This is a genomic window from Streptomyces sp. CA2R106 (assembly GCF_037034245.1).
Lineage (GTDB): Bacteria > Actinomycetota > Actinomycetes > Streptomycetales > Streptomycetaceae > Actinacidiphila.
This window is the reverse complement of sequence record NZ_JBAGKC010000018.1, coordinates 116576-129176: the sequence shown is the minus strand read 5'-3', so window position 1 is coordinate 129176 and position 12601 is coordinate 116576. Positions and strand designations below refer to the sequence as shown.

General features: G+C 72.2%; 6 protein-coding genes. 5 read left to right on the top strand and 1 reads right to left on the bottom strand.

What is annotated here, in order from left to right:
* The first annotated feature begins 787 nt into the window (after window positions 1-787).
* The 3 genes from WA788_RS23740 (at window position 788) to WA788_RS23730 (ending at window position 8270) form a co-directional block, all read left to right on the top strand.
* Window positions 788-4771, top strand: coding sequence for a GH92 family glycosyl hydrolase (locus tag WA788_RS23740; RefSeq protein ID WP_335980585.1), 3984 nt, complete (start codon window positions 788-790; stop codon window positions 4769-4771).
* A 191-nt stretch (window positions 4772-4962) separates the two neighbouring features.
* Window positions 4963-6237 carry a PP2C family protein-serine/threonine phosphatase gene (locus tag WA788_RS23735; protein ID WP_335980583.1) on the top strand — a complete coding sequence of 425 codons (1275 nt, stop codon included), beginning with the start codon at window positions 4963-4965 and terminating at the stop codon, window positions 6235-6237.
* A gap of 227 nt (window positions 6238-6464) precedes the next feature.
* Window positions 6465-8270 (top strand): adenylyl cyclase, encoded by a 1806-nt coding sequence (locus WA788_RS23730; RefSeq protein ID WP_443034085.1) that lies wholly within the window; start codon window positions 6465-6467, stop codon window positions 8268-8270.
* A gap of 94 nt (window positions 8271-8364) precedes the next feature.
* Here WA788_RS23730 and WA788_RS23725 read toward each other — a convergent pair whose 3' ends face one another.
* A complete protein-coding gene (locus WA788_RS23725) occupies window positions 8365-9624 on the bottom strand; it encodes a hypothetical protein (protein WP_335980579.1) in 1260 nt (419 codons plus the stop codon).
* Window positions 9625-9820: 196 nt separating this feature from the next.
* On the opposite strand from WA788_RS23725, the gene WA788_RS23720 reads away from it, so the two are divergent.
* Together WA788_RS23720 and WA788_RS23715 are read left to right on the top strand one after the other, a co-directional pair.
* Window positions 9821-10441 carry an L-threonylcarbamoyladenylate synthase gene (locus WA788_RS23720; protein WP_335980577.1) on the top strand — a complete coding sequence of 207 codons (621 nt, stop codon included), beginning with the start codon at window positions 9821-9823 and terminating at the stop codon, window positions 10439-10441.
* A gap of 444 nt (window positions 10442-10885) precedes the next feature.
* Window positions 10886-12589: a fatty acyl-AMP ligase gene (locus WA788_RS23715; protein WP_335980575.1), complete on the top strand. Its 1704-nt coding sequence runs from the start codon at window positions 10886-10888 to the stop codon at window positions 12587-12589.
* The last annotated feature ends 12 nt before the right edge of the window (window positions 12590-12601 follow it).

The following is a 12601-nucleotide window of genomic DNA, read 5'->3' as shown; positions in this document are numbered from 1 at the left end:
GGACCATCCCGGTGTCGGTGACGAGCGCGACCTGCCAGGGCACCAGCGGCTACTGCGCGCAGGACCTGTCCGGGCAGTACGACGTGGACGGCGTCAGCGTCTCCGGCGGCCCCGGCGCGGACTTCGACGGCACCGGCACCAGCTACCCGGCCGAGGACATGCCCGCGCCCGGCACCGGGGTGCTGGCCGGCCGTGCCTACGACTTCCCCGACACCACCGGCACCGCGAAGAACTTCGTCACCGCGCACGGCCAGACCATCGACCTGACCGCGCGCGCCTACTCCGGGCTGGACGTGCTGCTCTCCGCGCACGGCGGGGACGTCACCTCGACCGCGACCGTGCACTACTCCGACGGCACCAGCGCCCAGTTCGCGCTGAACGCCACCGACTGGGCGGCCTCCTCCCCGCGGTTGGGCGAGGACACCGCGGTGCACGCCGACAGCCGCTACAACAGCAGCGGCGCGCCGGACGGCGTCGCGGTCAACCTCTGGCACATCACCGTCCCGCTGGACAGCGGCCGGACCGCGCAGTCCGTCACCCTTCCCGACAACACGAACCTGGCGCTGTACGCGATCAGCGGCCGCAACGCCTGACCGGGGCGCGGTGCCCGGCCCGGCGTCACCACGCCGGGCCGGGCACCCGCCCTCCGCTCCGCATGACCCGACGGCCGTAGGACGCCTGGCCGGCCGTCACCCACCGCCGGTGCCCCGCCCGCCCGCGACCCCCGTGCAAGCGGGCGGGGCGCCGGTCACGCACCTGGAGCCGTAACCAGAAAGGCAGCACCCTCATGAGAAGTGGCCGATCCCGCCGCACGCTCGCCAGATCACTGCTGGCAGCCGCGGTGTCCATGGCCCTGACCGTGCCGGCCGCCGGCCTCGCGCACGCCGCCAGCGGCGGGCACGGCGCGGGCGACACCTCCGACCCGGCCTTCACCACGTCCTTCGAGTCCGGGCAGGCGCAGCCGACCTGGACGAGCACCGCGGAGACCGACGCCAAGGGCAAGGCGTGGGTGTCCGGTGTGACCGCCGGCACCGTGCCGGTGCTGGCCGGCAGCATCAAGGACAAGATCGCCAAGGTCACGGCGAACTCCGACAACCCGCCCAACGAGACGGCCGACAAGGCCGCCGACGAGGACTCCAACACCAAGTGGCTGACCTTCGCCCCCACCGGCTGGCTCCAGTACCAGCTGACGGGCGCGGTGACCGTCAAGAAGTACGCGCTCACCTCGGCGAACGACAGCGACGACCGCGACCCGAAGGACTTCCAGCTCCAGGGCTCCGACGACGGCTCCACCTGGACCACCGTCGACAGCGAGACCGGCCAGAAGTTCGCCAACCGCTACCAGTCCGAGATCTACACGGTCGCGAACCCCGGTAGCTACAGCTACTACCGGCTGAACGTCACGGCCAACAACGGTGCCACCGGCGCCACGCAGCTCGCCGACCTGATCCTCTCCGACGGCTCGGCCGCGCCGACCCCGGTCTCCGGCATGACCACCGAGGTGGGCAGCGGCCCGTCCTCCGGCCCGGACATCAAGGCGAACGTCGGCTTCACCGGCGCCAAGGCGCTGGAGTACGCCGGCACGCACACCGCCTCGGGCGCGGTGCACGCCTGGAACAAGCTGTACGACGTGCACATCCCGGTGCAGCGTGACACGCAGCTGTCGTACGACATCTTCCCGGAGCTGACCGGCGGGGACCTGAAGTACCCCAGCACGTACGCCTCGATCGACCTGCACTTCACCGACGGCACCTACCTGAGCCAGCTGAAGAAGAGCGCGCAGGACGTCAACGGCGTGGCGCTCACCCCGCGCGCGCAGGGCGACTCGAAGATCCTGTACGCCTCGCAGTGGAACGCGGTCGCCGCGACCGTCGGCAAGGTCGCCGCGGGCAAGACCATCGACCGCATCCTGCTCGGCTACGACGACCCGGCCGGCAGCAACGCCGAAGGCGCCGCCACCCAGTTCAAGGGCTGGATCGACGACCTGACGATCGGCGCGGCCCCCGCGGCGAACACCTCCAAGAGCTACGTCGACCACGTCGACACCCGGCGCGGCACCAACTCCTCCGGGTCGTTCTCCCGCGGCAACAACCTGCCGCTGACCGCGGTGCCCAACGGCTTCAACTTCTTCACGCCGGTCACCGACGCGGGCTCGGACAGCTGGGAGTACAGCTACGCCGCGCAGAACAACTCCGACAACCTGCCCACGCTCCAGGCGTTCGGCATCAGCCACGAGCCCAGCCCGTGGATGGGCGACCGCGACCTGTTCCAGGTGATGCCGTCCACCGCGACCGGCACCCCGGACCTGGACCGCACCAAGCGCGCGCTGCCCTTCAAGCACTCCGACGAGGTGGCGCAGCCCGACTACTACGGTGTGACGTTCACCAACGGACTCAAGGCCGAGATCGCGCCCGCCGACCACTCGGCGATCATGCGCTTCACCTTCCCCGGTGACACCGGCGACCTGCTCTTCGACAACATCGACAACAGCGGCGGCCTGACCTTCGACGCCGCCAAGGGCACCCTCGACGGCTACGCCGACCACAAGAGCGGGCTGTCCACCGGCGCCAGCCGGATGTACATCCACGCCGAGTTCGACCAGACGCCCGGCACGGCCACCAAGACCACCGGCCAGGGCCGCGACAACGTCACCGGGTACGCGCAGTTCGACACCTCCGGCAACAAGGTGGTGACCATGCGCGTGGCCACCTCGTTCATCAGCGCCGCGCAGGCGAAGAAGAACCTGGACCTGGAGATCCCGCAGGGTACCTCCTTCGACACGGTCAAGAACCGCGCCGCGCAGGCGTGGAACGCCAAGCTCGGCAAGGTCGAGGTGCAGGGCGCCAGCGATGACCAGCTGACCACGCTCTACTCCGACCTGTACCGGATGAACCTGTACCCGAACTCCGCCTCGGAGAACACCGGGACGAACGCCAAGCCGGTGTGGCAGTACGCCAGCTCGTTCTCCGCGCAGGGCAGCAGCACCGCCACCCAGACCGGCGCCAAGGTCGTCGACGGGCAGGTGTACGTCAACAACGGCTTCTGGGACACCTACCGCACCGAGTGGCCGGCCTACTCGCTGCTGGAGTCCGACACCGCGGGCAAGCTCGCAGACGGCTTCGTGCAGCAGTACAAGGACGGCGGCTGGACCGCCCGCTGGTCCTCGCCCGGCTACGCCGACCTGATGACCGGCACCAGCTCCGACGTCGCCTTCGCCGACGCCTACGCCAAGGGCGTCACGAACTTCGACGTCAAGGCCGCCTACGAGGCCGCGGTGAAGAACGCCACCACCGTCTCGCCGAACTCCGGCACCGGCCGCAAGGGCATCGACACCTCCGTCTTCACCGGCTACACCAACACCTCGGTGGACGGCAGCGTCTCCTGGTCGCTGGACGGCTACGTCAACGACTACGGCATCGGCACCATGGCGGCCAAGCTCGCCAAGCAGCCCGGCACCTCCAAGGCCGACCGCGAGCGCTACCAGGAGGAGTCCGCGTACTTCCTGGCCCGCGCGCAGAACTACACCACGATCTTCAACAAGAACGTGGGCTTCTTCGAGGGCCGCAACGCCGACGGCTCCTGGCGCGTCGCGGACGACGCCTACGACCCCAAGACCTGGGGCTACGAGTACACCGAGTCCAACGGCTGGAACTACGCCTTCACCGTCCCGCAGGACCCGGCCGGCCTGACCTCGCTGTACGGCGGCCAGAAGAGCATGGAGAAGAAGCTCGACACGTTCTTCTCCACGCAGGAGACCGCCCAGGGCGACACCGGCTCCTACGGCGGCACCATCCACGAGATGATCGAGGCCCGTGACGTGCGCATGGGCGAGCTGGGCATGAGCAACCAGCCCTCCTACGCCATCCCGTACATGTACGACTACGCGGGCGCGCCGGCCAAGACCCAGGCGGCCGTCCGCGAGATCGAGCAGCGCCTGTTCACCGGCAGCTCGATCGGCCAGGGCTACCCCGGCGACGAGGACAACGGCGCCACCTCGACCTGGCAGATCTTCAGTGCGCTCGGCTTCTACCCGCTCCAGACCGGCAGCGGCAACTACGAGATCGGCTCGCCGCTGTTCACCAAGGCGACGATCCACCTCGACAACGGCAAGACCATCACGGTCAACGCCCCGAACAACAGCCGCAGCAACGTCTACGTGCAGTCGCTGAAGGTCAACGGCAAGCCGTACAACAAGGTGTACCTGACGCAGGACCAGCTCTCAGGCGGTGCCGTGCTCGACTTCACCATGGGCGCCAAGCCGTCGACGTGGGGCACCGGCAGCAACGCCGTGCAGACCTCGCTGACCGCGGCCGGCAGCACCCCGAAGCCGCTCGCGGACACCACCGGTACCGACCTCGGCACCGCCTCGGCGGCCGACGGCACCAACGTCAGCGGCCTGTTCGACAACACCTCCAAGACCGCGGTCACCTTCCCGTCCGCGACGCCGCAGATCACCTACGCCTACCAGGGCAGCGGCAAGTCGGCCGAGCAGAAGGCCACCTTCTACACCCTCACCTCCGGCAGCACCGCCGCGCAGGACCCGAAGAGCTGGCAGCTCCAGGGCTCCACCGACGGCGGCAAGCACTGGAAGACCGTGGACACCCGCAGCGGCCAGACCTTCGACGACCGCTCGCAGACCCGTCCGTTCGAGATCGCCCACCCCGGCGCCTACTCGTCCTACCGCCTGGTGGTGACCGCGAACAACGGCGGCAGCTCCACCACGCTCTCCGAGGTGGAACTGCTCGCCACCTCCACGGGCACCGGCCACTGACCCGGACCCGGACCCGCTGACAGCGGCGCCCCCGCCCACCGGCGGGGGCGCCGCTGTGCGTTCGGCTGTCCGGGCGAGCCGCCCGTGCGCCTGAACCCGGCCGGGCCGCCCCCCGGGTTGACTGGCACCGCACCCGCCCGGGCCCGGGCGGGCACGACACAGGCCGGACGGGGAAGGGCGGGTGGGCGCGGGTGGCCGAGGACGCGGGCGCGGAACTGGACTACGCGGCCCTGTTCGCGGCGATGCCCTCGGCCTGCATCGTGCTGGACCGGCAGTTGACGATCGTCGCCTTCAACGACGCCTACCTCGCCGCCACCGGCCGTGAGCCGGCGGACCTGCTGGGGGTGCGCTTCTTCGACGCCTACCCGCCCGACCCCGGCGACCCCGTCTCTCGCGGTGCCGAGATCCAGCGCCAGTCCCTGGAGGCCGCCCTCGCCACCGGCCGCACCAACATACTGCTGCTGCACCGCTTCACCATCCCCCGCCCCGACCACTCCGGCCACTTCCCGCCGCGCTGGTGGAACGTGGTGAACCGGCCGGTCAAGGGCGCCGACGGGCAGGTCCACCTGCTCATCCACCAGATCGAGGACGTCACCGAGTACGTCCGCGCCGAGCGGCAGGCGGGGACCGCGAGCGGCGCGGGTGAGGAGGGCACGCAGCCGGACGACGCGGCCGTGGAGGCACCGCGCGCCGAACTGTTCACCCGGGCCCGCGAACTCCAGCAGGCCAACGTCCGCCTTCAGGAGTCCGCGGTACGCACCCAGGACGTCGCGCTCACCCTCCAGCGGGCCATGCTCGCCACCCCCGACCTCGCCGCGCACCCCGAGGTCGCGGTGCGCTACCTGCCGGCGCTTGAGGGCATGAACGCCTGCGGCGACTGGTACGACGTCGTCGACCTGCCCGAGGGGCGCCTCGCGCTGTCGGTCGGCGACGTGGTCGGCCACGGCGTGGACGCCGCCAGCGTCATGGGCATGCTGCGCGCCGCGCTCAGCGCCGCCATCCGCGTCGCCGACAGCCCCAGCACCGCCCTGGAGACACTGGGCCGCTACGCGCGCGCCCAGGACGACGCGGTCGCCACCACCACCTTCACCTGCCAGCTCTTTCCCGCCAGCCGGCTGCTGATGTACAGCAGCGCCGGCCACCCGCCGCCGCTGCTGATGCACTCCGACGGCAGCTGCGAACTGCTCGACCAGGCGACCGACCCGCCACTGGGCGTGCGCCTGGAGCACGTGCCGCGCCCGCAGGCCACCGCCGACTACCGCGACGGCGACCTGCTGGTGCTCTACACCGACGGCCTCATCGAGCGGCGCGGCGAGGACATCGACGCCGGGATCGACCGCCTGATCGAGGGCGTGCGCACGCTGCGCGCCCTGCCGCCGGAGGAGGCCGCCGACGGCCTGCTGCGGGTGATGGCCGACCCGGCCGGCCAGCAGGACGACATCTCCCTGCTGATCACCCGGCTCTGACGCCCCGCCCGACCGCGCCGCTGACCAGCGCGCTCCGGGGGATGGTCCAACGCCCGGTTCACCCCGTCGAGTTGTGGTGTCCGCTTTATTGACGCTGCATGGCCGCGATGATTCACTTCCGTCCTGAGAGCGCTCTCATGCAGCCCGGGGCCAGGGCGTGCCGTACCTGCCCGTCTTTTCCCACCACTTCAGGGAGAGCCGTGTCCGTCATTCCCACGCGCCGTGCCATGCTCCGCGGGGCGGCAGTCGCCGCCGCGGTGCCGCTGGCCGGCGGCATCTCCACCGGATCAGCCCACGCCGCGCAGCCCGGGCGCGGCAGCGGCCCCGGCACGCAAGGCGGCGCCGCGCACCACGGCGGCACCGACCTGGGCGCGAACGTCCTGGTCTTCGACCCGTCGATGGGCGACGCGGCGATCCAGCAGCAGCTCGACGCGGTGTTCGCCACCCAGCAGTCCAACCAGTTCGGCACCGAGCGCTACGCCCTGGCGTTCAGGCCCGGCACCTACAACGTCGACGTCAACGTGGGCTTCTACACCCATGTGCTCGGCCTGGGCGACAGCCCCGACGACGTGCTGATCAACGGCCATGTCACCGTGGACGCCCAGTGGCTGGACGGCAACGGCACCCAGAACTTCTGGCGGGCCGCGGAGAACCTCAGCATCGCGCCCCCGGACGGCCTGGAGCGCTGGGCGGTGGCCCAGGCCGGCCCGATGCGCCGGGTGCACGTCAAGGGCGACATGACGCTGTGGCCCAGCCCGCCCGGCAACCAGTGGTCGAGCGGCGGCTTCCTCGCCGACAGCGTCGTGGACGGCCAGGTGGAGTCCGGCTCGCAGCAGCAGTGGCTCTCGCGCAACGACACCTTCGGCAGCTGGACCGGCTCCAACTGGAACATGGTCTTCGTCGGCACCCAGGGCGCCCCCGCCCAGTCCTTCCCCACGCCGCCCTACACCACCGTGGACCGCACCCCGACCGTGCGGGAGAAGCCGTTCCTGACCGTGGACCGGCACGGCGGCTACCACGTCTTCGTGCCCGCGCTGCGCCGCGACAGCACCGGCACCACCTGGGCGCACGGCCCGGCCCGCGGCCACAGCATCCCGCTGTCCGGCTTCCACGTGGCCACCCCCGGCGACACCGCAGCCGACCTCAACCGGGCGCTCTCCCGCGGCCGGCACCTGCTGCTCACCCCCGGCGTCTACGCCCTGTCCGCGCCGCTGAAGATCGACCGCCCCGGCACCGTGGTGCTCGGCCTGGGCCTGGCCACCCTGCGCTCCACGCACGGCAACTCCCTGGTGGAGGTCGCCGACGTCGGCGGCGTCACCGTGGCCGGGGTGCTCCTGGAGGCCGCCTCCGACCACGCGCCGCTGCTGCTGCGGGTCGGCCACGGCCGCAGCCGCCTGCGCCACGACGCCGACCCCACCGCGCTGTTCGACGTCTACGCCCGGATCGGCGGGTCGCTGCCCGGCGGCGCGAGCGTCAGCGTCCAGGTCGACAGCAATGACGTGATCTGCGACAACCTGTGGCTGTGGCGCGCCGACCACGGCCTGGACGGCACCGTCGGCTGGACGGTCAACCCGGCCGACACCGGCTTCCTCGTGAACGGCGACCACGTCACCGCCTACGCGCTGGCCGTGGAGCACTACCAGAAGTACGAAGTGGTGTGGAACGGCAACCACGGCCGCACCTACTTCTTCCAGAACGAGCACCCCTACGACGTGCCCACCCAGTCCGCCTGGGTGCACGGCGGGACCAACGGCTACGCCGCCTACAAGGTCGGCGACGCGGTCACCGAGCACCACGCCTGGGGTCTGGGCAGCTACTGCTTCTTCAACCTCGAGGCGAACATCTACACCGACCGCGCCTACGAGGTACCCGACACCCCCGGGGTGGTCTTCACCGACCTGATGACGGTCTGCCTCAACGACGCGGCCGGCGGCGGCATCCTGCACTGCATCAACGCCAGCGGGGACCCGGTCGAGAACGGGTTCGGCACGTACAACATGAAGCAGTACGCGAACGGGGTCGCGACCGTGTGACGGTCGCCGCCGTGTGATCGCCTGATCCGTGTGATCCGTGTGATCCGTGTGGTTCCGGGCCGCCAGTGCGCTCCGCGCCGGCGGCCCGCGGGCGTCAGGGCGTCTGCTGCGGGGCGGCGGCGCGGTCCATGCCGCTGCCGCTGCCGCTGCTGCCGCTGCCGCCACCGCTGTCGGTGGAGGACGAGGCGGGCGGTGACGTGGTCGCCGACGGGGTGGGTTGCGTGGTCGCGGTGCTGCCGCCGGAGCCGGAAGCGTTGCCGCCGGTCCTGGTGCTGCCGGTGGAGGGCGTCGCCGACGGGGTGGGGGAGGACGGGGCGGTGGTCGAGGTGCCGCCGGTGGCCGGTTCGGTGGCGGTCGGCGGCGGGCTGGTGGTGTCCTGGCCGCCGCCGGAACTGGTGGTGCTCGGGCTGCCGGTGGTGGAGGGGGTCGGGGTGGTGGTGGAGTGCGACGAGCTGCCGCCGGTGAAGGCGTTTCCGATCGTGGTGCCGCTGCCGTGGCCGCTGATGTTCTGGCCCGAGGCGAGCTCGACCACGGTGATGCCGCCCATGGTCAGGCCGAAGGCGAGCGCCACCGCGACGGCCGGCCGCTTCCAGCGCCGCCCGCGCCCCCCGCCGGCGCGGTGGACGGTGCCCTCGGAGTAGGCGGTGTCCGCCGGCGGGTCGAGGTGGCCGGTGGAGAGGGCTTCGAGCGAGGCGGCCGCGGTGGCGTCCAGGGTGCCGTACACCCGCGTCGCGCCGTCCGTACGCTCGCCGCCCGGTTCGCCGTCGCCGTCGCCGTCGGCGGGGTCGGGGCCCGTACGCGGCTGCGGCTGCGCGGCCTGGTGCAGGGCGGTGGCCGGGGCCTGGCCGGGGGCGCCGGTCGGGGTGTCCGTCGGGGTGGGCGTCGGTGGTGCGAAGACGGTGTGCGCGGTGGCGGGGTCGGGGTCCGTACGCGGCCGCGGGTCCTTGCGGAGGCTGGGGGCCGACAGCAGGCCGGTGCGCGCGGCGGTCTCGGTCGCGGTGGCCGTCAGGGACGGCTTCGCCCGGCCCTGGAACGCGGCGCCGTGGACGTGGCCGGCCACCTCGTGGACGTGCCGGCCGGTGCGGCGGAAGACGTGCTGGAGGATCGAGCCGCCGCAGGTGCCGAGCACGCTGACCACGCCGGCGCCCATGATCGTGCCGTACACCCCGAGGTTGGAGGCGAGCTTGGCGGCCACGACCGCGGCCACGGCGCTGCCCGCCACCTGCGGCACGCTCAGGTCGAGCGTGGCACGGCCGCCCCTGCCCGCGGGCTCGCCGCCCTCCGGCTGCTCCGGTGCGGCCTCGTCCGGCCGCTCTTGCGCGGGCCCGCCGGCCCGCTCGTCTCCCAGCCCCATCCCGGACCCGGCCCTCCTCTCGCGGTCAACCGCAAGGACAGACGGACGGCCCACGGCGTAAAGTTCCTTTTGCGCTCTTTTCGTGAACTACGCCACTCCGCCCCGCTCGCGCCCCCTCCGCCGCACCGCCACGCCCGGGCGAAACCGGCTGACCAGGTGCGACAGCGGATCGCAACCGGGGTACTACGCTGGGCCGATGGCGCGATACCTCGACGTACACCCTGAGAACCCCCAGCCGCGCATCATCGGCGGCGTGGCCGAGAGCATCCGGTCCGGCGCGCTCGTCGCCTACCCGACGGACTCCTGCTACGCGCTGGGCTGCCGGGTCGGCAACCGCGACGGGCTCGACCGCATCCGGTCCATCCGCAACCTCGACGACCGCCACCACTTCACCCTGATGTGCCGGAACTTCGCCCAGCTCGGCCAGTTGGTGCAGATCGACAACGACGTGTTCCGGGCGATCAAGGCGGCCACGCCCGGCAGCTACACCTTCATCCTGCCGGCCACGCGGGAGGTGCCGCGGCAACTGCTGCACCCCAAGAAGCGGACGGTCGGCGTGCGCATCCCCGACCACGTCGTCACGCAGGCGCTGCTCGCGGAACTCGACGAGCCGCTGGTCTCCAGCACCCTGCTGCTTCCCGACGAGGCCGAACCGCTCACGCAGGGCTGGGAGATCAAGGAGCGGCTCGACCACGTCGTGGACGCCGTGGTGGACTCCGGCGACTGCGGCACCGAGCCCACCACCGTCGTCGACTTCTCCGACGGCGCCGCCGAGATCGTCCGCCGCGGCGCCGGCGACCCCGCGCGCTTCGAGTAGCCGGACCGCGGCGCGGCGCGCGTTTTACCGCCCCGCGCCGCAGCCCCGGACCGGCGGCGGCGAAAACCGGCGGACGCCATTCCGCTCGATGCAGTGGGGATTTTCCTGCTGCGTCCGCCCTACCGTTGAGGCGACTCGAATTCCGCCCGCATCCGCGGGAATTCGTTCCGGACGCCAGGAGCGCCCCCACGTGCTCCGACCCGCCCCTGACCTGGGGTCGGCCGACCGCGCCCGGACCCGGGATGCAGGTGTTCCCGTGCGCGCATTTCCACCCGGACCTCGATTCCGCGAGGGCCGGGACATGGGCGAACGGGACGGAGGACGCTTTGCCGGGACTTCGTATCGGGTTTCTCCCTTTCACGGCGTTCACGCGCACCGGGTACGCCGTGGGATTCCTGTGAAGTTGTCCCGCGCCGCCTATTCCCGACAGGTAGGACACGTCAGATGGCACGTTCCCTGGTCGATCTGCTGACCGAGCACGCCGCGCGAAACCCGGGCCGTACCGCGTATCGGTACCTCGTCACGGGCGACGTGGACGGCGGGGTCGAGGAGATCACGTACGGGCGGCTGGCCGAGCGCGCCCGGGCGATCGCCGCCTGGCTCCAGGACCACGGGCTGGCCGGGTCCCGGGCCGTCCTGCTCTACCCGCCGGGTGTGGAGTTCATCTGCGGCTACCTCGGCTGCCTGGCGGCCGGGGTCGTCGCCGTGCCCGCCGTCCCCCCGCAGGGGCGCGCGCAGAACCACCGCGCCCTGGCCCGTACCGAGCGGCTGCTCGCGGACGCCGACGCCCGGGCGGTCCTGGGCGGGCGGGAGGTCATCGCCGCGCTGCGCACGATGGCCGACCAACTGCCCGGGCTCGACCGGATCACCTGCCTGGCCACCGAGGACGTCCCCGACGGACTCGCCGCCACCTGGCACGCCCCGGACCTGACCGCCGACTCCGTCGCCTTCCTCCAGTACACCTCCGGCTCCACCTCCGCGCCGCGCGGTGTGATGGTCACGCACGGGAACCTGATGCACAACGAGCGGTTCATCACTGAGCGGATGGGCCACACCCCGGAGGCGCTCGAGCGGCACGGCCACGAACTCTTCGTGAGCTGGCTGCCGCTCTACCACGACATGGGGCTCATCGGCCCGGTGCTGAACACCGTCTACCTCGGGGCGACCGCCACCCTCTTCTCGCCGCTGCACTTCCTCCAGCAGCCCCGGCGCTGGGCGGCGGCCGTCAGCCGCTACCGCCCGCACACCAGCGGCGGCCCCAACTTCGGGTACGAGCTGAGCGTCAAGCACGCCATCCCCGACTTCGTCGCCGGCCTGGACCTGAGCAGCTGGCGGGTCGCCTTCAACGGCGCCGAACCGGTCCGCGCCGCCACCCTGCGGCGCTTCACCGCGACCTTCGCGCCGGCCGGCTTCCGCGACGACGCCCACTGCCCCTGCTACGGGCTGGCCGAGGCCACGCTCATGGTCAGCGGCAACGCGGCCGGCACCCCGCCGGTGGTGGCCGCCGGCGACGGCGGGAGCGGCCCGGCGGCCGTCGGCTCCGGGCGGCCGGGGCCGGACATGACCGTCGTCATCGTCGACCCCGAGCGCGGCGTGGAACTCCCCGACGGCGAGACCGGCGAGATCTGGGTGCGCAGCGCCAGCGTCGCCGGCGGCTACTGGCGCAACGCCCTCGCCACCCGCGCGGCCTTCCGCGCCACCCTGCCCGGCCGCGAGGGGCGCTTCCTGCGCACCGGCGACCTCGGATTCCTGCGCGACGGCGAGCTGTTCATCGCCGGCCGCCTGAAGGACCTCATGGTCGTCGACGGGCGCAACCGCTATCCGCAGGACCTCGAACTGTCCGCCGAGTCGGCCCATCCGGCGGTCCGCCCGGGCTGCACCGCGGCCTTCTGCGTGGACGGGGGAGTCGACGGCGAGCAACCCGTCCTGGTCGCCGAGGTGTCCGCGGACGCCGCCGGCGAGGCCGAGAAGATCGCCGACCTCGTCCGGGGCGCGATCGGCGAGGCCCACGGCCTGCCGCTGCACGACGTCGTGCTGGTACGGCCCGGCACCATCCCCAAGACGTCCAGCGGCAAGATCCAGCGCCACGCCACCCGCGCCGCCTACCTCGGCGGCACCCTCTCCCTGTCCGGCGCGTCCGCCGGCTGACCGCCCCGCCGC

Coding starts and splice junctions, on each gene's coding strand:
- WA788_RS23740 (WP_335980585.1), top strand. CDS start 788: ATGAGAAGTGGCCGATCCCGCCGCACGCTCGCCAGATCACTGCTGGCA.
- WA788_RS23730 (WP_443034085.1), top strand. CDS start 6,465: ATGCTCCGCGGGGCGGCAGTCGCCGCCGCGGTGCCGCTGGCCGGCGGC.
- WA788_RS23725 (WP_335980579.1), bottom strand. CDS start 9,624: ATGGGGCTGGGAGACGAGCGGGCCGGCGGGCCCGCGCAAGAGCGGCCG.
- WA788_RS23720 (WP_335980577.1), top strand. CDS start 9,821: ATGGCGCGATACCTCGACGTACACCCTGAGAACCCCCAGCCGCGCATC.
- WA788_RS23715 (WP_335980575.1), top strand. CDS start 10,886: ATGGCACGTTCCCTGGTCGATCTGCTGACCGAGCACGCCGCGCGAAAC.